This window comes from Streptomyces sp. NPDC098101 (assembly GCF_044760185.1).
Taxonomy (GTDB): domain Bacteria; phylum Actinomycetota; class Actinomycetes; order Streptomycetales; family Streptomycetaceae; genus Streptomyces.
Genome location: NZ_JBIWAS010000006.1, coordinates 252,108 through 273,764, shown reverse-complemented (window position 1 = coordinate 273,764; position 21,657 = coordinate 252,108). Strand labels below are relative to the sequence as shown.

Here is a 21,657-nt window from a genome sequence, read left to right as displayed (position 1 = left end):
TTTGGGGGCTAGGGGGTCTGTTGGCGGGGTTGTTTTCCCCCACACGGGCCCGGTGCCCGGTGGCCGTTTGCGACATGGGGGGGGTGCCCCCGTACGGGCTCCCGTACGGGGGCACCCCCCTCTGTGTGCGGGGCGGCGTCTCAGTGTTCGACGCCGTCTTCCAGCTTCTGGCCCCTGAGCAGGAACCAGGCCGCGACCGCCGTCGCGAGGAGGACCGCCGCGCCGACGCCGGCCGCGATCCGCAGGCCGTCGACGAAGGCCTCCTGGGCGGCCGACACGAGGGCCGTCGCCGTGTCCGGGGCGAGGGCGCCGGAGGCCTCGACGGCGCCGCCGAGGGATTCGTGGGCGGCCGCCGTGACGTCCGAGGGGACGCCGGCCGGGGTGGGGAAGCCCCGGTAGACCCCGGTGACGATGGAGCCGAGGACGGCGATGCCGAGCGCGGCGCCCAGTTCGTACGCGGTCTCGGAGACGGCGGACGCGGAGCCGGCCTGCTCCTTGGGGACGCTGGAGAGGATCACGTCGGCGGTGACGGTGAAGGCGAAGCCGGCGCCGATGCCGACGACGAGCAGGGCGGCGCCGAGCAGCGGGTAGCCGGTGTGCTGGTCGAGGGTGGTCAGGACGGCGAGGGAGAGGCCGACCGCCGCGAGGCCGGCGGTGACCACGGACCGTACGGAGAAGCGGCGGGCCGCGACGCCCGCGACCAGACCGGCGGTGACCGCGCCGACCGCGGCGGGCAGTTCGGCGAGTCCGGCCTCCAGGGGCTGGCGGCCCTGGACCAGCTGGAAGAACTGGGACAGGAAGAACACCAGGCCGGAGAGGCCGAGGATGGTCAGCAGGTCCGCGAGGACGGCGCCGGAGAAGCCGCGGTGGCGGAAGAGGCGCATGTCGAGGAGGGGCGCGGGCAGGGTCAGCTGCCTGCGGACGAACCAGGTGAGCGCGCCGGCGCCGGCGAGGGCGGCGAGGCCCGCGTCGAGGGAGGGGCCGTGCGAGGCCAGTTCCTTGATCGCGTAGACGACGCCGATCATGCCAACGAGGGAGAGGGCGACGCTGGGCAGGTCCCAGGGGCCCGGGTTCGGGTTCTTCGACTCGGGGATCAGCTTGACGCCGACGAGGACGAGGACGGCCATGACGGGCAGGTTGATGAGGAAGACCGAGCCCCACCAGAAGTGCTCCAGGAGGAAGCCGCCGACGACCGGTCCGACGGCCGCGCCGGCCGAGGCCATGGCGCCCCAGATGCCGATGGCGAGGCTGCGCTCGCGCGGGTCGTGGAAGAGGTTGCGGATGAGCGCCAGGGTGGACGGCATCAGGGTCGCGCCGGCGACGCCGAGGAGGGCGCGGGCGACGATCATCGTCTCGGGGCTGGTCGCGTAGGCGTTGAGCACGGAGACGGCGCCGAAGGCGGTGGCGCCGATCAGCAGCAGCTTCTTGCGGCCGATGCGGTCGCCGAGGCTGCCCATGGAGACCAGGAGTCCGGCGATGACGAAGGAGTAGACGTCGCCGATCCAGAGCAGCTGGGTGCCGGTGGGTTCGAGGTCCTCGGAGAGGAAGGGGGTGGCGAGGCCGAGCACCGTGGCGTCGACCGCCACGAGCAGGACGGCCAGGACGAGGACGGAGAGGGCGAGCCACCGGCCGGGGCGGCGCACACCCTCGGTATGGCCCGTGCTCTTGAAGGTGCTGGTGGTCACTTCTCCACGCTCCTGCGCGCTCCGCCGAGCAGCAGCTCGACGATCATGTACTGGAAGTCCTTGGCGGCGATCCGGCCGTCCTGCACGGCCCAGGCTCCGGAACCGACGAGCCCGTAGAAGGCCTCGGTGAGCCAGGCGGGGGTCAGGTCGATCCGGAAGACGCCGTGTTCCTGTCCGCGCCGGAAGAGCGCGGAGACCCGGGCGTCGATGCGGGCCCAGCCCTCGTTCTGCTGGTCGCCCTCGAAGAGCTGGTTCTCGGTGACGAGGAACGAGAGCAGGGGGCCGACGGGCTCGACCGCGGCGACGAGCCGGCGTACGGCCTCGTCCTCGGGTCCCTCGTCGATCCCGGCGGAGTCGAGGGCCGCCTCCAGCTCCTGGAGCCCCAGCTCCTCCAGCGCCCGCACCAGGGCGTCGCGCCCGGCGAAGTGCCGGTGCAGCGTGGCCCGGCCGATCCCGGCGGCCCGGGCGACCTCGTCCATGGTGGCGGTCGCCTTGCGGGTGAGCAGGGCGGCGGCGGCGCGGAGCACCTGGGTGCGATCGACTGACATGAGACGAGCATACACCGAATGAGACATCAGTGTCTCATTCAATAAATCGACGCCTCACCCGGGGCGGGAACGGAATGCTGTGGACATGACGAAGCCACTGCTGCTCATCGACGTGGACGGACCGCTGAACCCGTACGCGGCGAAGCCCGAGCGGCGCCCGGAGGGATACGAGACGTACCGGATGAGCCCCACGGGCTGGACGGGGGCGAAGCCGCTGCGGGTGTGGCTCAACCCGGACCACGGGAAGGAGCTGCTGGCGCTCGCGGAGGCGTACGAGCTGGTGTGGGCGACGACCTGGAAGGGCGAGGCCAACGAGTGGATAGGGCCTCCGCTGGGGCTGCCCGAGCTGCCGTTCGTCGACTGGCCGCAGATGCACGGAAAGGCCCCTCGCGGGACCTTCTGGAAAACGCAGTACATCCTGGAGTACGCGGCGGGGCGGCCGTTCGCGTGGGTCGACGACGACATCACGCCGTACGACCACGAGTACGTGGAGCGGAACCACCTCGCCGCCGCCCTGCTCCTGCGCGTCGACGAGCGGATCGGGCTGATCCGGCCGGACTTCGACGCGCTCGCGGAGTGGGCGGCGGCGCTGTGACCTTCTGGTGGCCTACTGCTTCGCGGTGGCCCAGGCGTGCTGGATCACCAGGTCGGCCTTGACCTCGACGAGCTGGACGGCGACGGCGGAGGGGGCGGTGCCGCCCCGGCCGTCGCGGGAAGCGAGGGCGCCGGGGACGTCGAGGACCGTGCGGACCTCGGGGGTGAGGTGCTCGGAGATCTTGGCGAACTGCTCGTCCGTCAGCTCGTCCAGCTCCTTGTCCTCGGACTCGGCGACCTTCACGCACTCGCCGGCCACCTCGTGCGCCACCCGGAACGGCACGCCCTGCTTGACCAGCCACTCGGCGATGTCCGTGGCCAGCGAGAAGCCGGCCGGGGCGAGGGCCTCCATGCGCTCCCGGTTCACGGTGAGCGTGGCCATCATGCCGGTGAAGGCGGGCAGCAGGAGCTCCAGCTGGTCGCAGGAGTCGAAGACCGGCTCCTTGTCCTCCTGGAGGTCCCGGTTGTAGGCGAGCGGGAGCGCCTTGAGGGTGGCCATCAGGCCGGAGAGGTTGCCGATGAGGCGGCCGGACTTGCCCCGGGCGAGCTCCGCGATGTCGGGGTTCTTCTTCTGCGGCATGATCGAGGAGCCGGTGGAGAAGGCGTCGTGGAGGGTCACGAAGGAGAACTCCTTCGTGTTCCAGATGATGACCTCCTCCGCGATCCGGGAGAGGTTCACGCCGATCATCGCGGTGATGAAGGCGAACTCGGCGACGAAGTCGCGGGAGGCCGTGCCGTCGATCGAGTTGCCCGCGCTGCCCCGCTCGAAGCCGAGGTCCTTCGCGACCGCCTCCGGGTCGAGGCCGAGGGAGGAGCCGGCGAGGGCGCCGGAGCCGTACGGGGAGACCGCCGTCCGGGTGTCCCACTGCCGCAGCCGCTCGGCGTCCCGGGAGAGGGACTGGACGTGGGCCAGGACGTGGTGGGCGAAGAGCACCGGCTGGGCGTGCTGGAGGTGGGTGCGGCCGGGCATGGCGACGTCCGCGTGCGCCTCGGCGAGGCCGACGAGGGCGCTCTGGAGGTCGGCGAGGAGACCGCCGATGATCCGGGCGTGGTCGCGCAGGTACATCCGGAAGAGGGTGGCGACCTGGTCGTTCCGGGACCGGCCGGCGCGCAGCTTGCCGCCGAGGTCCGGGCCGAGGCGCTCCAGGAGGCCCCGCTCCAGGGCGGTGTGGACGTCCTCGTCGGCGATCGTGCCGACGAAGGAGCCGTCGGCGACGTCCGCCTCCAGCCGGTCGAGCCCGGCCAGCATCCGGGTCAGCTCGTCCTGGGTGAGCAGGCCGGCGGTGTGCAGCACGCGCGCGTGGGCGCGGGAACCGGCGATGTCGTACGGGGCGAGGCGCCAGTCGAAGTGGACCGACGCGGACAGCTTCGCCAGGGCCTCGGCCGGACCGTCGGCGAACCGTCCGCCCCAGAGCCGTACGTCACCGTTGTTGCTGCTCACAGCTGCTGCTCCTCGGGAGGGTGGGGGTACCGCCGCCTTCCCGGCCCGGGGCCTCGCGGCGCGGGGACGAAGAAGACGATGGCATAACTATGCAATCCTCCGTATGTTTTGTCAACGCGGGGGTCACCCTTCCGGGGGTGACATCGGGGACGATGTCGGGAGTGACATCGGGGGTGACGTCGGGAGCGATATTCGGCGGCGTCCCCGGCCGCGCGGATCTAGGCTCCGCCCATGCCGACCAGCGCTTTCGACGACCTCGCCGACCAGCTCGCCCGCGCCCTGACGGGGACCGACGCGCGCGCGTGGACCGACTTCGACGAGGACGTCCGGGCCGAGCTGCGGTGGGGCCGCTCCGTCCCGCCCGTCCCCACCTGGTTCCCCGGCGACCCGGACCGGCGGCCCACCGCCGTCGGGACGGCCGTCGCCCTGTGCGGTCCGGACGGGCGGATGCGGCAGGCCGCCCTCTCCTTCGCGGGCGGCTTCCCCGAGCTCCTCCCCCTGGTCGTCGTCCGGTGCGCCGACTGGGCCGGGCCCGTACGGGAGCGGGCGCGGTCCGTGCTGCGCGCGGAGCTGCCGGGGCTGTCCCCCGAGGCGTTCGGCCGCCTCCTGGCGGTCGCCCTGCTGATCGCGGAGCGGCTGCGCGGGGACGCCGCGCGGGAGCTGCTGGCCGGGTCCCTGCGGGAGGGGCCCGCGAGCCGGGTGACCGCGCTGCTCGGGAACGGCGACCGCAGGGTCCGGCGGCTCGCCCACCGGATCGGTGTCGAGCGCGGGCTCCTCTCCCCCTCGTGGCTCGCGGAGACCGCCGCCACCGACCCCGACGTGGTCGTGCAGGACCTCTGCGCGAACGCCGTGCTCGCGGCGGTCCGGGACGCGGCCGACGGGGCCGTGCTCGGTCCGCTCCTGCGCTCCCGGCAGGGGCGGGTGCGAGCCGCCGGGGTCACGGGGCTGCACCGGGCGGGACGGGCGGCCGAGGCCGGGCCGTTCCTGTACGACCGCTCCGCGATGGTGCGCGCCTGCGCCCGCTGGGTGCTGCGGCAGGCGGGCACGGACCCGCTGCCGCTCTACCGGGCGGCCTGCGCCGCCGGGGCCGGAGTGCCCGACGACGCGCCGTACGGTCTCGCCGAGTGCGGTGACCGGGCCGTGGACGTCCCGGTCCTGTGGGTGCTCACGGGCCACGAGCGGGCCCGCGTCCGGGCGGGCGCCGTGGCGGGACTGCGCCGGTTCGACGCCGTACGGGTCGAGCCCCTCGTCCCCCTGCTCGACGACGGTTCGGCGCGGGTCGTACGGGAGGTGGTGACGGCGCTGCTGCCGTGGGCCGGCCGGCTTCCGGCCGACGGCCTCCTCCGGCGCGCGACCACCGCCCCCGCCCCGCACGTCCGCGGAGGTGCGCTGCGCCTGCTCATCGAGGCCGGGGGCGCCCCGTCGCGGGAGGCGGTCCGGGTGCTCCTCGACGACCCGGATCCGCAGCTGCGCGCCCGGGCGCGCCGGGCATGGGGAGAAGCGCCTTCTTCCGCAAGGGACTTGCCAAAGGTTCGCTCCGGGTGGGGGCGGTGAGCAGAATGTGGGCCATGGGAAAGACATATGAACGGATCGACGGACGGCTGCGCGCCTTCATCGAGGAGCAGCCGGTGTTCTTCACGGCGACCGCTCCGCTGGCCGGCGACGGCCACGTCAACCTCTCCCCCAAGGGGCGGCACGGGACCCTCGTGGTGCTCGACGAACTGACGCTCGCCTATGTGGACTTCGGCGGCAGCGGGGCCGAGACGATCGCGCACCTGCGGGAGCCGGGCAACGGGCGGATCACGCTGATGTGGACCGCGTTCTCGGGGCCGCCGACCGTGGTGCGGGTGCACGGGACCGGGGAGGCGGTGTTCCGGGACGACCCGCGCTGGGGCGAGCTGTTCGCCCGGTTCCCGGCCGGGGCCGTGGAGGGGCAGGGCAGCGCCCGGGCGATCGTCGTGGTGCGGGCGCGGCTGATCAGGGACGCCTGCGGGTTCGCCGTACCGCTGATGGAGTACCGGGAGGAACGGACGCTGCACGCCGAGTACTTCAACCGGAAGACGGACGAGGAGTTCAACGCGTACTGCGAGGGCAAGGAGCACATCGCGCACAGCCTGGACGGGCTGCCCGCGCTTCCGCTGCCGCTGCCGCCGCTGCCCAGCCCGGCCGGGTGACCCGTACGGGACTGATGCCCCGTACGGGTCCGCACCGCGTACGGAGGCCTACTTCTGGGCCAGTTTCAGGAGGTGGTCCGCCAGGGCCTGGCCGCCCACCGGGTCGCGGCTGATCAGCAGGAGCGTGTCGTCGCCCGCGATCGTGCCGAGGATGGCGTGCAGTTCGGCCTGGTCGATGGCCGACGCGAGGAACTGGGCGGCGCCCGGCGGGGTTCGCAGGACCACCAGGTTCGCGGAGGCCTCGGCGGAGATCAGCAGCTCGCCGGAGAGGCGCCTCATGCGCTCCTCCTTGGCGGACTCGCCCAGCGGCGCCTGCGGGGTGCGGAAGCCGCCCTCGCTGGGCACCGCGTAGATCAGTTCCCCGCCGGTGTTGCGGATCTTCACCGCGCCCAGCTCGTCGAGGTCGCGGGAGAGCGTCGCCTGCGTGACGCTCAGGCCGTCGTCCGCGAGGAGCTTGGCCAGCTGGCTCTGCGAGCGCACCGGCTGCCGGTTGAGGATGTCGACGATCCTGCGGTGGCGTGCGGTGCGGGTCTGCGGAACGGACGGCCCTCCGTGCTCGTTCTCCTGCGCGTCGGTCATCGTCGTCTCATTCTCCGCTTCGTCCTTGCCCGTTCACCACGTCGAGGACCCCGGGCAGCGCCCGGACGAAGGCGTCCGCCTCGGCGTCGGTGAGGAGCAGCGAAGGCATGATCCGTACGACATCGGGGGCGGGCGCGTTCACCAGGAGGCCGGCGTCCTGAGCCGCCTGCTGCACCTGGGGCGCGAGGGACTCCGTGAGCACGATACCCAGCAGGAGGCCCGCGCCACGGACGTGGGAGACCAGCGGGTGGCCCAGACCCTCGATTCCCTGCCGCAGCCGCTCCCCCACCGCCTTCACGTGGTCGAGGGCCGCGTCGGCGGCGAGGGTGTCCAGGACGGCGAGTCCGGCGGCGCAGGCGACCGGGTTGCCGCCGAAGGTGGTGCCGTGGTGGCCGGGGCCAAAGAGGTCGGCGGCCGGGCCGAAGGCGACGGTCGCGCCGATCGGGAGGCCGCCGCCGAGGCCCTTGGCGAGGGTCACGACGTCCGCCTCGACGCCTTCGGCCTGGGCCGCGAACCAGTGGCCGCAGCGGCCGATGCCGGTCTGGACCTCGTCGAGGACGAGCAGGGTGCCGGTGGCGCGGGTGATCTCCCGGGCCGCCTTGAGGTAGCCGGGGGGCGGGACGACGACGCCGTTCTCGCCCTGGATCGGCTCGATGATCACCAGCGCGGTGTCCTCGGTGACCGCGGCCCGCAGCGCCTCGGCGTCGCCGTACGGCACGTGGGTGACGTCGCCGGGCAGCGGCAGGAAGGGGGTCTGCTTGGCGGGCTGGCCGGTGAGGGCCAGGGAGCCCATGGTCCGGCCGTGGAAGCCGCCGTGGGTGGCGACCATGTGGGGGCGGCCGGTGAGCCGGCCGAGCTTGAAGGCGCCCTCGACGGCCTCCGCGCCCGAGTTGCAGAAGAAGACCCTGCCGGGCCGGCCGAAGAGGCCGAGGAGCCGCTCGGCGAGGGCGACGGGCGGTTCGGCCACGAAGAGGTTGGAGACGTGGCCGAGGGTGCCGACCTGGCGGGAGACGGCCTCGACGACCGCCGGGTGGGCGTGGCCGAGGGCGTTGACGGCGATGCCGCCGACGAAGTCCAGGTACTCCTTGCCGTCGGCGTCCCAGACCCGGGCGCCCTCGCCGCGGACGAGGGGGAGCCGGGGCGTGCCGTAGTTGTTCATGAGCGAGCCCTGCCAGCGCCGGGTCAGCTCCGCGTTGCCGGTCCCGGTGCCGTCGGCGGTGTTGTCTGTCCCGATGCCGCCGGTTTCGGTGCCGCCGCCGGTCTTGGTGTCGTTGTCGCTCATCGGTCCCCCTGTCCTTCGTGGCTGTCCGGTACGACCATCGTGCCGATGCCCTCGTCGGTGAAGATCTCCAGCAGGATCGAGTGCTGGACGCGGCCGTCGATCACGCGGGCCGTGGTGACCCCGTTCCGTACGGCGTGCAGGCAGCCCTCCATCTTGGGGACCATGCCGCTGGAGAGCTCGGGCAGCAGCTTCTCCAGCTGGCTCGCGGTGAGCCGGCTGATGACCTCGTCGCTGTTCGGCCAGTCCTCGTAGAGGCCCTCGACGTCGGTCAGGACCATCAGGGTCTCGGCACCCAGCGCCGCAGCGAGTGCCGCAGCCGCCGTATCAGCATTGACGTTGTAGACATGTGCGTCGTCCCGGGAGCGTGCGATGGAGGAGATGACCGGGATCCGGCCGTCCTCCAGGAGTGCTTCGATGGCGCCGGTCTCGATGGCGGTGATCTCGCCGACCCGGCCGATGTCGACCTGCTCGCCCTCGATGACCGGGCGGTGCTGGACGGCGGTGATGGTGCGGGCGTCCTCGCCGGTCATCCCGACGGCGAACGGGCCGTGCTGGTTGAGCAGTCCGACCAGCTCGCGCTGGACCTGCCCGGCGAGCACCATCCGCACGACGTCCATGGCCTCGGGGGTGGTGACCCGCAGGCCGGCCTTGAACTCGCTGACCAGGCCGTGCCGGTCGAGGGCGGCGTTGATCTGGGGGCCGCCGCCGTGCACCACGACCGGCTTGAGGCCGGCGTGGCGCAGGAAGACGACGTCCTGGGCGAAGGCGGCCTTGAGGTCCTCGTCGATCATGGCGTTGCCGCCGAACTTGATGACGACGGTCTTGCCGTGGTGGCGGGTGAGCCAGGGCAGGGCCTCGATGAGGATCTGGGCCTTGGGGAGCGCGGTGTGCTTCCGCGTGGCGCCGGTCACGACGAGTACGCGCTGTTCTCGTGGACGTAGTCCGCGGTGAGGTCGTTGGCCCAGATGACGGCGGACTCGGTGCCGGCGGCGAGGTCGGCGGTGACGGTGACCTCCCGGTAGCGCATGTCCACGAGGTCGCGGTCCTCGCCGACCGAGCCGTTTCGGCAGACCCAGACGCCGTTGATGGCGACGTTGAGCTCGTCGGGCTCGAAGGCGGCCGAGGTGGTGCCGATGGCGGAGAGCACCCGGCCCCAGTTGGGGTCCTCGCCGTGGATGGCGCACTTGAGGAGGTTGTTGCGGGCGATGGACCGGCCGACCTCGACGGCGTCGTCCTCTGTCGCGGCGTTGACCACCTCGATGCGGATGTCCTTGCTGGCGCCCTCGGCGTCGCCGATGAGCTGGCGGGCGAGGTCGTCGCAGACGGCCCGTACGGCCCCGGTGAACTCGTCCTGGGCGGGGGTGAGGCCGGAGGCGCCGGAGGCGAGGAGCAGGACGGTGTCGTTGGTGGACATGCAGCCGTCGGAGTCGACCCGGTCGAAGGTGACGCGGGTGGCGGCCCGGAGGGCGTCGTCGAGGCGCTTGGCGTCCACGTCGGCGTCGGTGGTGAGGACGACGAGCATGGTCGCGAGACCGGGGGCGAGCATTCCCGCGCCCTTGGCCATGCCGCCGACCGTCCAGCCGTCCCCGGTCACCACGGCGGTCTTGTGGACGGTGTCGGTGGTCTTGATGGCGATGGCGGCCTTCTCGCCGCCGTGCTCGGAGAGTTCGGCCGCGGCCTTCTCGACGCCGGGGAGGAGCTTGTCCATGGGGAGCAGGATGCCGATGAGGCCGGTGGAGGCGACGGCGACCTCGCCGGCGCCGACCTCCTCGCCCTTCGCGGAGAGGACCTCGGCGACCTTCTCGGCGGTGGCGTGGGTGTCCTGGAAGCCCTGGGGGCCGGTGCAGGCGTTGGCGCCGCCGGAGTTGAGGACGACGGCGGTCAGCTCGCCGTCGGCGAGGACCTGCCGGGACCAGACGACGGGGGCGGCCTTGACGCGGTTGGAGGTGAAGACTCCCGCGGCGGCGCGGCGGGGCCCGGTGTTGACCACGAGGGCCAGGTCCGGGTTGCCGTTCTGCTTGATCCCGGCGGCGATGCCCGCCGCCGTGAATCCCTTCGCTGCGGTGACGCTCACTGTGCTTCTCCGTTCGCTTCTCCGCCCGCGCAGCGCAGAGGTGCGGGCTTCGTCGTCGTCTGCAGACCGGTGGCTGCGCGTGCGTCGCTCACGGAGCGACTCCAATCGTGGAAAGTCCGGTGCCCTCAGGGAGCCCGAGGGCGATGTTCATGCTCTGCACCGCGCCGCCGGCGGTGCCCTTGGTGAGGTTGTCGATGGCGCTGATCGCGATGATCCGGCGCGCGCCGGGGTCGTACGCGACCTGGACCTGGACGGCGTTGGAGCCGTAGACGGAGGCGGTCGCCGGCCACTGTCCCTCGGGGAGCAGGTGGACGAACGGCTCGTCCGCGAAGGCCTTCTCGTACGCGGTCCGCACGGCCTCGGCGGTGGTCCCCGGCTTCGCGGCGGCCGTGCAGGTGGCGAGGATGCCGCGGGGCATCGGGGCCAGGGTGGGCGTGAAGGAGACGGTGACCCGCTCCCCCGCCGGTCCGCTGAGGTTCTGGATCATCTCGGGGGTGTGGCGGTGGCCGCCGCCGACCCCGTACGGGGACATGCTGCCCATGACCTCGCTGCCGAGCAGGTGCGGCTTGGCCGCCTTGCCGGCGCCGGAGGTGCCGGAGGCGGCGACGATCACGGCCTCGGGCTCGGCCAGGCCGTCCGCGTACGCGGGGAAGAGCGCGAGCGAGACGGCGGTGGGGTAGCAGCCGGGCACCGCGACGCGCTTGGACCCCTCCAGCGCGGCGCGGGCACCCGGCAGTTCGGGGAGGCCGTAGGGCCAGGTCCCGGCGTGCGGGGAGCCGTAGTACGTCTCCCAGTCGGCGGGGTCCTCAAGCCGGAAGTCGGCGCCCATGTCGACGACGAGGACGTCCGGGCCGAGCCGCTCGGCGACGGCGGCGGACTGGCCGTGCGGCAGTGCGAGGAAGACGACGTCGTGCCCGGCGAGCTCCTCGGCGGCGGTGGGCACGAGGACGCGGTCGGCGAGCGGCAGCAGATGGGGCTGGAGGGCCCCGAGGCGCTGGCCGGCGTTGGAGTGGCCGGTCAGTGCCCCGATCTCGACGTGGGGGTGTGCCAGGAGCAGACGCAGGAGCTCTCCGCCCGCGTATCCGCTCGCACCCGCCACCGCTACTCGTACCGTCATCGAAACCCTCCTCATGGATGGCATGACTATACGTGGAGCCGCAGTTTTATGCAACGAACCGGAGGGGAGGCGCCCCGCGCGCGTGGACGGCGGGGTCAGACCACGGCGAGGCGGTCCACCAGCAGCTCCGTCCGCCGCTCGGCATCCCCCGGCGGCAGCCGTCCCGCCCGGGCCAGGGTCGCGAGGCCGTGCAGGGCCGCCCAGAACACCTCGGTGAACAGCCCCGGGTGGACGCCCTCGCCCGCGACCTCGTCGAGGGGCTCCAGCAGGGCGGCGAAGGCATCCTTCAAGGGTTCGGGAGTGTCCTCCTCCGCGAACGCCAGGCCGCCGTCGAGCCGGAACATCGCGTCGTAGACCGCCGGATTGCGCCCGGCGAAGTCGAGGTAGGCGCGGGCGAGGGCGGCGACCCGCGCGCGCGGGCCGTCCGCGGCCGAGGTCGCGGCCCGCAGCGCCGCCGCCATCTCGGCGGCGCCTTCGAGGGCGACGGCGCCGATGATCTCGCGCTTGCCGCGGAAGTGGCTGTAGAGGACGGGCTGGCTGTACTCGATGCGCTCGGCGAGCCGGCGGGTGGTGACCGCGTCCCAGCCCTGCCGCTCGGCGAGTTCGCGGGCCGTCGCCACGATGAGCCGCTCGCGGTCCGCCCGTTCGCGTTCCTTGCGTTCCTGTACCGACATGAAGGAATCCTAGCACCGCTAGACAATCGAGCGGCAGAAGGTCTAGCGTTGCCTTACTGGCTAGCAACGCTAGAACCCGGGAGGGTCACCATGCTCACCGCACTTGAGGTCTTCACCACCGTGGTCGTCGGCGTGATGGTGGGGGTGGAGTTCTCCGTCGCCTTCGTCATGAACCCGATCTTCAGCGCGCTCCCCGAGGACAGCGGCCAACTCGCCCGTGCCCACGGGGGCCGGATGCTCGGCGCCGTGATGCCGTTCTGGTACATCGGCTCGCTCGTCCTCGCCGCGATCTGGGCCGTCGCCGGGCGGCACGACGGCGGCACCGCCCTCGTCGTCACCGCCGGCGGGCTGCTGCTCGTCAGCGTGGCCATGTCGATCCTGCTGCTCGTCCCGATCAACAACCGGAGCAAGACGTGGACCCCCGGGAACCGGCCCGCCGACTGGAAGGAGCAGATGAAGCGCTGGGACTTCTTCCACTACATCCGCGTCGCCGTCATCATCGGCGCCTTCGCCCTGCTGGTCACCGCGCTCGCCTGAGGGGCCGGGGGCGGCGGGGCGGCGACGGGCGCGCGGAAGCTCGCGCCGCGCCCCGGACGCCGGGACCCCTTGCCCGGCTCCCCCATCCCTCTTTGCATGACCATGCGAGATGATGCATACTCTTCCTATGTCCAAGGTCCTCACCTCCCTGCCCGCCGGCGAGCGCGTCGGCATCGCCTTCTCCGGCGGCCTCGACACCTCCGTCGCGGTCGCATGGATGCGCGACAAGGGCGCCATCCCCTGCACCTACACCGCCGACATCGGCCAGTACGACGAGCCCGACATCGCCTCGGTGCCCGGCCGCGCGAAGACCTACGGTGCCGAGATCGCGCGCCTGGTCGACTGCCGGGCGGCGCTGGTCGAGGAGGGCCTCGCCGCGCTCACCTGCGGCGCGTTCCACATCCGCTCGGGCGGTCGCGCCTACTTCAACACCACGCCCCTGGGCCGTGCCGTCACCGGCACCCTGCTCGTCCGGGCGATGCTGGAGGACGACGTCCAGATCTGGGGCGACGGCTCGACCTTCAAGGGCAACGACATCGAGCGGTTCTACCGCTACGGGCTGCTCGCCAACCCGCACCTGCGGATCTACAAGCCGTGGCTGGACACCGACTTCGTGACCGAGCTCGGCGGCCGCAAGGAGATGTCGGAGTGGCTCCTCGCCCACGACCTCCCCTACCGGGACAGCACGGAGAAGGCGTACTCCACCGACGCCAACATCTGGGGCGCCACCCACGAGGCCAAGACCCTGGAGCACCTGGACACCGGCGTCGAGACCGTGGAGCCCATCATGGGCGTCCGGTTCTGGGACCCGTCGGTCGAGATCGCCGCCGAGGACGTGACGATCGGCTTCGACCAGGGCCGCCCGGTGACCGTCAACGGCAAGGAGTTCTCCTCCGCCGTCGACCTCGTCATGGAGGCCAACGCCATCGGCGGCCGTCACGGCATGGGCATGTCGGACCAGATCGAGAACCGGATCATCGAGGCCAAGAGCCGGGGCATCTACGAGGCCCCCGGCATGGCCCTGCTGCACGCCGCGTACGAGCGCCTGGTCAACGCGATCCACAACGAGGACACCCTCGCCCAGTACCACAACGAGGGCCGGCGGCTCGGCCGGCTCATGTACGAGGGCCGGTGGCTGGACCCGCAGGCGCTGATGGTCCGCGAGTCGCTCCAGCGCTGGGTCGGCGCGGCCGTCACCGGCGAGGTGACGCTGCGGCTGCGGCGCGGCGAGGACTACTCGATCCTCGACACCACGGGCCCGGCGTTCAGCTACCACCCGGACAAGCTGTCCATGGAGCGCACCGAGGACTCGGCCTTCGGTCCTGCGGACCGGATCGGCCAGCTCACCATGCGGAACCTCGACATCGCCGACTCCCGCGCCAAGCTGGAGCAGTACGCGGGCCTCGGCCTGATCGGCAGCGGCGGTCCGGCCATCGGCGCCGCGCAGGCCGCCGCGACCGGGCTGATCGGCACCATGCCGGAGGGCGGGGCCGAGGCCATCGCCTCGCGCGGCGAGGCCTCGGACGACGACGAGCTGCTCGACCGGGCCGCGATGGAGTTCGGCACGGACTGACCGCGCGGGCCGTCGGGCGACGGCCCGTCGGCGGCGGAAGGCCGGTTCGGCACCCTGCTGGGTGCCGGGCCGGCCTTTTCGCCGATCGGCCTGGAGGCGGTGTGGGGGCAGCCTTTTCGCGGGCCGCGTGGAACCGGTGCGGGCGGGCCTTTCGCGCGCACCGGTTCCATGCGGGCGGCGCGGCAGGTCAGGCCGTCGTTCGCTCCGGGTTCCGGTCGCCCCGCGTCGCGGCCGCGCGGGAGACCAGTTCGTCGCGCATCCGGGTCAGCCGGGCGATCTCCTCGTCGAGGGCCTCGATCCGGCGGTGCACGACCGGGGAGGTCCGCGCGCAGACGCCCTCCGGGACCCGCCGGGAGCGGATCGCCTCCACGTCGAGGAGGGAGAGGCGGTCCACGCAGGCCCGGACGTCCTCGATCGTCAGGCCGAGGGCGAGGAGTTCGCGCACCACGCGCACGCGTGCCACGTCGTCCGGGCCGTACTCCCGCTGGCCTGCCGGGGTGCGGACGGGGGGCGGGAGGAGGCCCCGCTGCTCGTACAGGCGCAGGGCCCTGGGCGTGGTCCCCGCCGCTGCCGCCGCGTCACCGATCCTCATGCCGACCGTCCCCGCCGTGGCCCCCGGCGGCCACCTCCGTCAGGGCAACTCGACCACGACCGCGCCGAGATGCCGTCCCGTCATCACCTCGTGCAACGCGTCGGGGGCCCGTTCCATGCCCGCCGCCCTGACGTGCGGGAAGGTGATCTCGCCAGCACGGAGCCAGCCGCCGAAGCGCTCCCGCCACTCGGCGTCCGTCTCCGGGTGGTCGAGCGGGCTGAAGCCGCGCAGCGAGATCCGCTTGAGGACGAGCGCGTACGAATCGAGCTCCACGCGCGCGGTGGTGCCGGTTCCGGCGGGGTCGAGCTGGCCGGAGAGCGCGCCGACGACGACGGCGCGGGCCCCGGGGCGGGCCGCGTCGACGGCCGCGCGCAGTTGCCCGCCGCCGACGTTGTCGAAGATCACGTCGACGCCGTCGGGCGCGGCCTCGGCGAGCTGCGCGGCGAAGGGCGTACCGGTGTCCCGTACGACGGCCGCGTCGTAGCCGAGTTCGGTGACGAGCCGTTCGGCCTTGGCCGGTGAGCCGGTGCTGCCGACGACCCGGCCCGCGCCGAGGAGCCGGGCGATCTGCCCGGCCATGGTGCCGACGGCGCCCGCCCCGCCGGTCACGAGGACCGTGTCGCCGGGACGCACCTCCGCGCCCCGGGTGAGGGCCGCGTACGCCGTCCTGCCCTGGGAGAGGTGGGCGACCGGGTCGGGCAGCGCGTCGCCGAGGGGCGTGCAGGCGGCGACGGGGACGGCGGCGTACTCGCGCCAGCCCTGCCAGTGGAGGACGAGCTCCCCGGGGCGCGGGCCGCCGCCGTGCGGGGCGGACACGACCTCGCCGACGGCCGCGCCGAACAGCGTGTCGCCCGGCTCGACGGATGGGAGGGGCGCGCCCTCGATCCGGCCGGAGACGAGGGTCCGCAGCGCGGCCTGGACCGCGAACCAGCGGTTCCTGACGAGGACTTCGCCGGGGGCGGGCACGGGGCGCGCGGTCGTGACGAGTTCGAGGTGGTCGGGGGTCGGGAGGCCGTGGGCGGGGCGGGTGCGCAGCCGGATCTCGCGGTGGGTGGCCATGACGTGCTCCAGGAGGAGGGGCGGGCGGGTCGGCGGGACCGTAAACCCTGACCCGCGCGTCAGGGGCAAGCCCGCCCGCCACGTGCCCGCCGGGTGTACGGGGCCGTACGTCGGTGGCACCGGCGTGGAGTCGAGCTGCTGGTGGGTGGTTTCCGACAGCGGTGCGGGGGCGGTGGCAGGCGTGATCGCGGTGGCCGTCTTTTTCGTCGTCTCGCGGGAAAGGGGCGCGTCGCGTGACACGGGCGAGTCCTCCCGCCGCGATCGCCGGGAGGACTCGCTTCGCCGCCGAGCTCGTGTCGCTGTCGCCGCCGAGCTCGTGTCGCTGTCGCTGTCGTCGCCGTCGCCGTCGCCGCTAATCGTCTGCTTTCGGCCTGGCAGTGGATGCGGCCGCGACGGCCGTGGCCAGGGGAAAGCGGGCCGCGCGGCCGAGGAGGTCGGTGAGGTCGGGTGCGGTGCCGTCCAGGAAGCCGTGCCGGATGCCCGTGGCGATCGAGGCGAGCATCGGCGGCTGGAACGGCAGCAGTCCCGGCGTCTCGTGGAGGAGCCTGCGCCGGTACTCGCCCAGACTGATGGAGCGGTACGCGACGCCGAGCTCGCCGGCCACCTGCCCTGCCGTGATCGGCGTGCCGACGAGGTCATGGACGCGCCCGCCATGCGGTGCGGGATCCGACGCCACCACCGCCGCGGCCTCGGCCAGGTCCTCTCGCGAGACCGCGGCCAGGGCGCCGTCCCCGAACGCGGACTCCACCTCGTCACCGGCCCACATCAGCAGACCGCCGAAGAGTTCGGCGTACAGGCCGTTGCGCAGGATCGTCCACGGCAATCCGCTCGCCCGCACCAGGCGCTCGGTCGCGCGGTGGGCCAGGGCGAAACCGAGATGGTCGCCGGCGGTGGTCAGGCTCGTGTAGACGACGTGGCCGACGCCGTCACGGACGGCGGCGTCCAGGACTGCCGCGTGCCGGGCGACGACCCGGTCGTCCTCGGCGTAACCGGCGGAGACGAGCACCAGAGTCGACACACCGGTCAGGTCGAGGCTCGGACGGTCGTCGAAGTCGAGGCGCCGCATCCCCTCGCCCGGTGTGCGGCTGCCGCCCGTCGCAACGGCACCGCGGGCGTGCAGCGCCGCGAGGGTGGCCGCGCCGAGGTTCCCATTCGCTCCGGTCACTAAAATCATGATCGATCACAGTCTTCCGTAGTGGTTCTCATCGGTAACTGCGCTTGATCCTCGACCTCATGCCCACCGGCCACAAGGAGGCAGTTCGATGTCACTCACGCACACCGGGGTAACCACCGCCCCCGCCGAAATCGACCCGTGCGGACGCGAACACCATCCCGACTGCGGCATCCGCGACGTCCTGGACCGCATCGGCGACAAGTGGTCGGTGCTCGTGATCGTCGAACTCACCGGCGGGCCACGTCGCTTCCGTGAACTCCAGCGCGCCGTCGACGGCATTTCCCAGCGGATGCTCACCCTCACCGTGCGCAGGCTCGAACGTGACGGCCTCGTGCTGCGCACCGTGTACCCGACCGTCCCGGCCCGGGTCGACTACCGCCTGACCGAGACCGGGGCCGGCCTGACCCACCTGGTCAAGGCGCTCGCCGACTGGTCCCTCGCGCATCGTTCCGTCATCGCCGAGGCGCGACAGGTGTACGACCGGGCCCACCCCGACCCTGATCCGCGCCCCTGATCCGCCGGACAGGATCTAGGCGCGGACCGCGCGCAGGACCACGAACTTCGGGTCGCTCGCGACCAGTTCGCTGTTGCCGAAGATCCGGCGGAGGGTGACGTGGTAGCCGAGGTGCCGGTTGCCGACGACCCACAGTTCGCCGCCGGGGCGCAGGGCGCGCCGGGCGTCGGCGAACATGCGGCGGGCGGTACGGTCGGTGGTGGCCTGGTGGCTGTGGAACGGCGGGTTGTTGAGGACCAGGTCCACCGAGCCGGGGGCCAGGTCCGCGAGTCCGTCGCCGACGAGGAATTCGGCCGTGCGCCCGTCACCCGCGTGGGCACGGAAGTTCTCCTCGGCCGAGGCGACGGCCTGGTACGACTCGTCGGTGAAGACCAGGTCCGCGCCGGGTTCGGCGAGGGCGACCGCGAGGCCCACGACGCCGTTGCCGCAGCCGAGGTCGGCGACGCGGGCCCGGCCCAGGTCGCGGGGCAGGTGCGCGAGGAGGAAGCGGGTGCCGATGTCGAGGCGGTCGGCGCAGAAGACGCCCGCGTGGTTGGTGACGGTCCGTCCGGGGAGGCCGGGCGCGGGGGTGTCGGCGGGGAGCGCGTACCGGTACGGCCAGGGGTTCGGGCCCGGGGCGGCGGCGGGGTCCGGCGTGGTGTGGATCAGCCGGGCCTTCTTCACCGCGAGGGAGGTGCGGGTGGGGCCGAGGATCCGCTCGAAGAGCTTCAGCGTGGAGGTGTGGATCTCCTTGACCATGCCGGTGCCGACGATCACGGTGTCCTCGTGGACGGCGGGGGCGAGGCGGTGCAGCTGGTCCTCCAGGAGCGCGAGGCTCTTGGGGACGCGGACGAGGAGCACGTCGATCCGCTCGGGCGGCGGGTCCTGGGTGGTGAGCAGCCGGACGGCGTCCGGGGCGGCGCCGGCGCGGGCGAGGTTGGTCCGGGTGGCCCGCCCGCCGAGGTACGAGTCGGTGATCTGGACGAGGGTGCCGGTGCCCGCCGCCTGGAGGGCGGTGACGAGGGCGCCCCAGCGGTCGCCGAGGACGGCGACGGTGCCGGAGAGGTCGGTGCCGGTCTCGGCCAGGTGCCCCAGGAGGTACTCGTCGGACGCGTCCCAGGCGCGCAGCGGGTCGCGCGGGTCCTCGGGGTGGCGGGTCAGCGCGAAGGCGCCCCATGACGTGCTCAAACGGTTCATCGTGGGTTCAGGCTAGCCGGTCGTGGGGCCGGGCCGCCCCGCCCTCGCCTCGTCCCCGCCCCGCCCCGTCCCCGCCTCGTCCCCGGCCTGTCCCCGGTGGCGCGGGCCGGTCAGCGCAGGGCCGCGCCGAGCTGGAGGTGCCAGAGGCCGGGGCGGCCGGTGAGGGTGACGGTGGAGAGGGGGCGGACGTCGACGTTCCAGTACGTGGCGGGATGCGCCTTCAGGGCGTACACGAGGGCGGCCCGTACGACGGAGGGTTCGGCGACGGCGACGATGGCGCCGTCCTCGGCGGGGCGGGTGTCGAGCCAGCCTCCGATCCGGGCGATGAAGGCGAGGAGGGGTTCGCCGCCGTGCGGGGCGGTGCGGGCGTCGGTGAGCCAGGCGTCGACGGCGGCCGGTTCGAGGGCGGCGACCTCGGCGAGGGTCAGGCCGCGCCAGCGCCCCATGTCGCAGTCGCGCAGCGCGGGCTGGGCGAGGGGCGCGTAGCCGAGGGCGGTGCCGGTGGCGCGGCTGCGCGGGGTCGGGGAGCAGTAGCGCAGTTCGGCCGCGCCGAGCGGGATGAGCGCGGGCGCGGCCTGCTGCACCTCGTACCAGCCGGCCTCGTCGAGCGGCCGGTCGTCGTCGAACCGTTCGGCGAGCAGGGAGGAGCTGCGTGCCGCCGTGACGAGCGTCACCCTAAGACCCATGGCCGCGATCGTGAGGCCGGTGGCGCCGCTGGTCAAGGGGTCGTTTCGCGGGGGCGGAGGGGGCTCGGCTCACTGCCGCCCGAGAGCCATCCACTTGTCCGGATTTCGTAGTGGCGCGAAACCCACCTTCGCGTACACGCCGTGCGCGTCGGCGGTGGCGAGCATGATCCGGCTCAGCCCGTACGGCTCCAGGAGGTCCCGGACGGCGGTGACGAGCGCGGTGCCGAGGCCGGTGCCCCGGGCCGGGCGGTCGACGTAGACGTCGCAGAGCCAGGCGAAGGTGGCGTAGTCGGTGACGACGCGCGCGTAGGCGCCCATCTCGCCGGTCTCGCGGTGGTAGGCGCCGACGTTGAGCGAGCCCGCGATGGCCCGGTCCTGCTTCTCCCGAGGTCGGCCCGGGGCCCAGTAGGAGTCGGTGGAGATCCAGTGGTGGACGCGGGCGGCGTCGATCCGGGCGGGGTCGGCCGATATCTCGTACGCCCCGTGCATGACGGGGCCTTCCGGGACGGTGCTGTCGCTCATGGACGCAGGCTTTCAGGAGTACGGGGTGTTGTCAGGCGGATTTGCCCGGGGCCGTTGCCGGGTCGGGGGCGGGCGGGGCTTCCGTACGGCCCGGTCCCGGATGCCGGCCGGTGAGCTCGTCCACCGCCGTCCGCAGGCGGCGCACGCCCTCCGCGATCTCCGTGGGGCCCGCGACACCCGCGAAACTCAGCCGGATGTGGCCGGCGGGGGGTTCGGCGCAGAAATAGGGGCGGCCGGGGGCCACGGCGACCCCGGTGCGCAGGGCGGTGGCGTGGAGGGAGGCCTCGGGCAGGGCGTCGGGGAGGCGCGGCCAGAGGTGGTAGCCGCCGGAGGGGACGTGGGACAGGGCGAGTTCGGGGAGGTGGCGGGCGAGGGCGCCGGTCATGGCGTCCCGGCGGGCCTTGAGCTCCTGCGAGACGGCGCGGAGGTGGCGGGGCCAGGCCGGGGAGCCGACGAGTTCGAGCGCGGCCTCCTGGAGGGGGCGGGGGACGAAGAAGCTGTCCACGACCTGGATGGCGCGCAGCCGTTCCAGGACGGGGCCGCGGGCGGCGAGGGCGCCGACGCGGAGGCTGGCAGAGGTGGGCTTGGTGAGGGAGCGGACGTGGACGACGACGCCGTCCGGGTCCTCGGCGGCGAGGGGCTCGGGGAGCGGCGGGGCGTCCTCGTGCACGAGGCGGCGGGCGAAGTCGTCCTCGACGACGAAGGCCCCGGCGGCGCGGGCGATCCGGACGACCTCCCGGCGCCGCTCCGGTCCGAGGACGACGCCCGTGGGGTTCTGGAAGAGCGGCTGGCAGACGAGGACGCGGGCCCCGGTGGCGCGGAAGGCGGCTTCGAGGAGGTCGGGGCGGACTCCCCCGGCGTCGACGGGCACGGGGACGGGCCGGAGGCCCGAGGCGCGGGCGACGGCGAGCATCCCCGGGTAGGTGGGGGACTCGACGAGGACGGGGGTGCCGGGCGGGGCGAGGGCGCGCAGGGCGGTGGTGATCGCGGACTGGCCCCCGGCGGTGACGAGGATCTCGGCCGCCGTGACGCTGCCGCCGATCTCGCGGGCGAACCATTCGCGCAGCTCCGGCAGGCCGTCGATGGGCGGCCTGCCCCAGGCGCCGGGACGTCGGCCGGCCCGGGCGAGGGCGGCGGCGAGGGCCCGTTCGGGCTGGAGGGAGGGGTGGAGGTAGCCGCCGTTGAACTCGATCGTGCCGGGCGGCGGCGCGGCGAGCGTGACGAGGACGCCGGAGGCGTCGACGGCCCGGGGCACGAGTTCGGTGGCGGTGTCGGCGCTGAGGGCGACCTCCTGCCAGGAGGTGTCGCCGGTGACCGGCGTGGGGGTACGGGGTTCCGCGCGGAAGGCGCCGGCGCCGGGGCGGGTGACGACGAGCCCTTCGGCGGCGAGCTGGGCGAGGGCGCGGGTGACGGTGACCGGGGAGACGCGGTAGCGCTCGACGAGGGCCCGGCTCGACGGCAGCTTTCCACCGGGAGAGTAGCGGTCGAGCTCTGCCCTCAGGGATTTCACCAGTTCCGCGACACTGCTACGCTCATGCATGAGGACATACGATAGCGCTACTACTGCTGACGCGATAGCGGTCACCACCTCGGGGGGCGGCAGCGCCGGAGCGTCGGACCCTTCGGCGCCGGGGGCCGCCGGGGCGCCGACTGCCT

General features: G+C 73.4%; 22 protein-coding genes. 6 read left to right on the top strand and 16 right to left on the bottom strand.

The window, feature by feature from the left end; translation table 11 throughout:
- Positions 1-140: 140 nt before the first annotated feature.
- Together ACIQVI_RS26710 and ACIQVI_RS26705 are read right to left on the bottom strand one after the other, a co-directional pair.
- Complete coding sequence (locus ACIQVI_RS26710) at positions 141-1,685, bottom strand: MFS transporter (RefSeq protein ID WP_351971450.1); 1,545 nt, start codon at positions 1,683-1,685, stop codon at positions 141-143.
- Positions 1,682-2,233 (bottom strand): helix-turn-helix domain-containing protein, encoded by a 552-nt coding sequence (locus ACIQVI_RS26705; RefSeq protein WP_351971449.1) that lies wholly within the window; start codon positions 2,231-2,233, stop codon positions 1,682-1,684. The genes ACIQVI_RS26710 and ACIQVI_RS26705 overlap by 4 nt, the downstream gene beginning before the upstream one ends.
- A gap of 85 nt (positions 2,234-2,318) precedes the next feature.
- Between ACIQVI_RS26705 and ACIQVI_RS26700 the strand changes: the two genes are divergently transcribed.
- Positions 2,319-2,828 (top strand): HAD domain-containing protein, encoded by a 510-nt coding sequence (locus ACIQVI_RS26700; RefSeq protein ID WP_403600257.1) that lies wholly within the window; start codon positions 2,319-2,321, stop codon positions 2,826-2,828.
- Positions 2,829-2,840: 12 nt separating this feature from the next.
- Here ACIQVI_RS26700 and argH read toward each other — a convergent pair whose 3' ends face one another.
- Entirely contained in the window at positions 2,841-4,268 is a 1,428-nt protein-coding gene (gene argH, locus ACIQVI_RS26695; RefSeq protein WP_351971447.1) for an argininosuccinate lyase, read from the bottom strand.
- 231 nt (positions 4,269-4,499) lie between these two features.
- On the opposite strand from argH, the gene ACIQVI_RS26690 reads away from it, so the two are divergent.
- The gene (locus ACIQVI_RS26690; RefSeq protein WP_403600254.1) at positions 4,500-5,822 is read left to right on the top strand and encodes a hypothetical protein; all 1,323 of its coding nucleotides are present in this window, start codon (positions 4,500-4,502) and stop codon (positions 5,820-5,822) included.
- Between the two features lie 14 nt (positions 5,823-5,836).
- Positions 5,837-6,442, top strand: a complete 606-nt coding sequence (locus ACIQVI_RS26685) for a pyridoxamine 5'-phosphate oxidase family protein (RefSeq protein ID WP_351971446.1) — start codon at positions 5,837-5,839, stop codon at positions 6,440-6,442.
- 48 nt (positions 6,443-6,490) lie between these two features.
- Here ACIQVI_RS26685 and ACIQVI_RS26680 read toward each other — a convergent pair whose 3' ends face one another.
- From ACIQVI_RS26680 to ACIQVI_RS26655, 6 genes are all read right to left on the bottom strand, one after another.
- A complete protein-coding gene (locus ACIQVI_RS26680) occupies positions 6,491-7,021 on the bottom strand; it encodes an arginine repressor (protein ID WP_030214728.1) in 531 nt (176 codons plus the stop codon).
- 7 nt (positions 7,022-7,028) lie between these two features.
- Positions 7,029-8,303, bottom strand: a complete 1,275-nt coding sequence (locus ACIQVI_RS26675) for an acetylornithine transaminase (RefSeq protein WP_403600250.1) — start codon at positions 8,301-8,303, stop codon at positions 7,029-7,031.
- Positions 8,300-9,214 (bottom strand): acetylglutamate kinase, encoded by a 915-nt coding sequence (gene argB, locus ACIQVI_RS26670; RefSeq protein WP_403600247.1) that lies wholly within the window; start codon positions 9,212-9,214, stop codon positions 8,300-8,302. The genes ACIQVI_RS26675 and argB overlap by 4 nt, the downstream gene beginning before the upstream one ends.
- Entirely contained in the window at positions 9,211-10,377 is a 1,167-nt protein-coding gene (gene argJ / locus ACIQVI_RS26665) for a bifunctional glutamate N-acetyltransferase/amino-acid acetyltransferase ArgJ (protein WP_351971443.1), read from the bottom strand. Before argJ ends, argB begins: the two co-directional genes overlap by 4 nt.
- 88 nt (positions 10,378-10,465) lie before the next feature.
- Positions 10,466-11,494 (bottom strand): N-acetyl-gamma-glutamyl-phosphate reductase, encoded by a 1,029-nt coding sequence (gene argC / locus ACIQVI_RS26660; RefSeq protein ID WP_403600243.1) that lies wholly within the window; start codon positions 11,492-11,494, stop codon positions 10,466-10,468.
- Positions 11,495-11,589: 95 nt separating this feature from the next.
- Positions 11,590-12,168: a TetR/AcrR family transcriptional regulator gene (locus tag ACIQVI_RS26655; protein ID WP_403600240.1), complete on the bottom strand. Its 579-nt coding sequence runs from the start codon at positions 12,166-12,168 to the stop codon at positions 11,590-11,592.
- Positions 12,169-12,258: 90 nt separating this feature from the next.
- Here ACIQVI_RS26655 and ACIQVI_RS26650 point away from each other — a divergent pair, with 90 nt between their 5' ends.
- Both ACIQVI_RS26650 and argG read left to right on the top strand, forming a co-directional pair.
- A complete protein-coding gene (locus ACIQVI_RS26650; RefSeq protein WP_403600237.1) occupies positions 12,259-12,705 on the top strand; it encodes an anthrone oxygenase family protein in 447 nt (148 codons plus the stop codon).
- Between the two features lie 127 nt (positions 12,706-12,832).
- A complete protein-coding gene (gene argG, locus ACIQVI_RS26645) occupies positions 12,833-14,278 on the top strand; it encodes an argininosuccinate synthase (RefSeq protein ID WP_351971439.1) in 1,446 nt (481 codons plus the stop codon).
- Between the two features lie 187 nt (positions 14,279-14,465).
- Here argG and ACIQVI_RS26640 read toward each other — a convergent pair whose 3' ends face one another.
- From ACIQVI_RS26640 to ACIQVI_RS26630, 3 genes are all read right to left on the bottom strand, one after another.
- Entirely contained in the window at positions 14,466-14,870 is a 405-nt protein-coding gene (locus tag ACIQVI_RS26640; protein ID WP_403600234.1) for a MerR family transcriptional regulator, read from the bottom strand.
- A gap of 39 nt (positions 14,871-14,909) precedes the next feature.
- Complete coding sequence (locus tag ACIQVI_RS26635; RefSeq protein WP_403600231.1) at positions 14,910-15,929, bottom strand: zinc-binding dehydrogenase; 1,020 nt, start codon at positions 15,927-15,929, stop codon at positions 14,910-14,912.
- Positions 15,930-16,281: 352 nt separating this feature from the next.
- Entirely contained in the window at positions 16,282-17,103 is an 822-nt protein-coding gene (locus tag ACIQVI_RS26630; protein WP_403600228.1) for an NmrA family NAD(P)-binding protein, read from the bottom strand.
- Between the two features lie 88 nt (positions 17,104-17,191).
- Between ACIQVI_RS26630 and ACIQVI_RS26625 the strand changes: the two genes are divergently transcribed.
- Positions 17,192-17,617: a winged helix-turn-helix transcriptional regulator gene (locus ACIQVI_RS26625; protein ID WP_403600225.1), complete on the top strand. Its 426-nt coding sequence runs from the start codon at positions 17,192-17,194 to the stop codon at positions 17,615-17,617.
- A gap of 15 nt (positions 17,618-17,632) precedes the next feature.
- Here ACIQVI_RS26625 and ACIQVI_RS26620 read toward each other — a convergent pair whose 3' ends face one another.
- The 4 genes from ACIQVI_RS26620 to ACIQVI_RS26605 form a co-directional block, all read right to left on the bottom strand.
- Positions 17,633-18,793, bottom strand: coding sequence for a methyltransferase (locus tag ACIQVI_RS26620; RefSeq protein ID WP_403600222.1), 1,161 nt, complete (start codon positions 18,791-18,793; stop codon positions 17,633-17,635).
- A 110-nt stretch (positions 18,794-18,903) separates the two neighbouring features.
- Complete coding sequence (locus tag ACIQVI_RS26615) at positions 18,904-19,479, bottom strand: histidine phosphatase family protein (RefSeq protein ID WP_121829044.1); 576 nt, start codon at positions 19,477-19,479, stop codon at positions 18,904-18,906.
- Between the two features lie 69 nt (positions 19,480-19,548).
- Positions 19,549-20,001: a GNAT family N-acetyltransferase gene (locus ACIQVI_RS26610; protein ID WP_351973373.1), complete on the bottom strand. Its 453-nt coding sequence runs from the start codon at positions 19,999-20,001 to the stop codon at positions 19,549-19,551.
- Positions 20,002-20,032: 31 nt separating this feature from the next.
- Entirely contained in the window at positions 20,033-21,541 is a 1,509-nt protein-coding gene (locus ACIQVI_RS26605; RefSeq protein ID WP_403600218.1) for a PLP-dependent aminotransferase family protein, read from the bottom strand.
- Positions 21,542-21,657: the final 116 nt, after the last annotated feature.

Excerpts from the sequence above, each read along its gene's own strand:
- ACIQVI_RS26705 (WP_351971449.1), bottom strand. The coding sequence starts at position 2,233 with ATGTCAGTCGATCGCACCCAGGTGCTCCGCGCCGCCGCCGCCCTGCTC.
- ACIQVI_RS26700 (WP_403600257.1), top strand. The coding sequence starts at position 2,319 with ATGACGAAGCCACTGCTGCTCATCGACGTGGACGGACCGCTGAACCCG.
- ACIQVI_RS26690 (WP_403600254.1), top strand. The coding sequence starts at position 4,500 with ATGCCGACCAGCGCTTTCGACGACCTCGCCGACCAGCTCGCCCGCGCC.
- ACIQVI_RS26685 (WP_351971446.1), top strand. The coding sequence starts at position 5,837 with ATGGGAAAGACATATGAACGGATCGACGGACGGCTGCGCGCCTTCATC.
- ACIQVI_RS26680 (WP_030214728.1), bottom strand. The coding sequence starts at position 7,021 with ATGACCGACGCGCAGGAGAACGAGCACGGAGGGCCGTCCGTTCCGCAG.
- ACIQVI_RS26675 (WP_403600250.1), bottom strand. The coding sequence starts at position 8,303 with ATGAGCGACAACGACACCAAGACCGGCGGCGGCACCGAAACCGGCGGC.
- argC (WP_403600243.1), bottom strand. The coding sequence starts at position 11,494 with ATGACGGTACGAGTAGCGGTGGCGGGTGCGAGCGGATACGCGGGCGGA.
- ACIQVI_RS26655 (WP_403600240.1), bottom strand. The coding sequence starts at position 12,168 with ATGTCGGTACAGGAACGCAAGGAACGCGAACGGGCGGACCGCGAGCGG.
- ACIQVI_RS26650 (WP_403600237.1), top strand. The coding sequence starts at position 12,259 with ATGCTCACCGCACTTGAGGTCTTCACCACCGTGGTCGTCGGCGTGATG.
- argG (WP_351971439.1), top strand. The coding sequence starts at position 12,833 with ATGTCCAAGGTCCTCACCTCCCTGCCCGCCGGCGAGCGCGTCGGCATC.
- ACIQVI_RS26640 (WP_403600234.1), bottom strand. The coding sequence starts at position 14,870 with ATGAGGATCGGTGACGCGGCGGCAGCGGCGGGGACCACGCCCAGGGCC.
- ACIQVI_RS26635 (WP_403600231.1), bottom strand. The coding sequence starts at position 15,929 with ATGGCCACCCACCGCGAGATCCGGCTGCGCACCCGCCCCGCCCACGGC.
- ACIQVI_RS26630 (WP_403600228.1), bottom strand. The coding sequence starts at position 17,103 with ATGATTTTAGTGACCGGAGCGAATGGGAACCTCGGCGCGGCCACCCTC.
- ACIQVI_RS26625 (WP_403600225.1), top strand. The coding sequence starts at position 17,192 with ATGTCACTCACGCACACCGGGGTAACCACCGCCCCCGCCGAAATCGAC.
- ACIQVI_RS26620 (WP_403600222.1), bottom strand. The coding sequence starts at position 18,793 with ATGAACCGTTTGAGCACGTCATGGGGCGCCTTCGCGCTGACCCGCCAC.
- ACIQVI_RS26615 (WP_121829044.1), bottom strand. The coding sequence starts at position 19,479 with ATGGGTCTTAGGGTGACGCTCGTCACGGCGGCACGCAGCTCCTCCCTG.
- ACIQVI_RS26610 (WP_351973373.1), bottom strand. The coding sequence starts at position 20,001 with ATGAGCGACAGCACCGTCCCGGAAGGCCCCGTCATGCACGGGGCGTAC.
- ACIQVI_RS26605 (WP_403600218.1), bottom strand. The coding sequence starts at position 21,541 with ATGCATGAGCGTAGCAGTGTCGCGGAACTGGTGAAATCCCTGAGGGCA.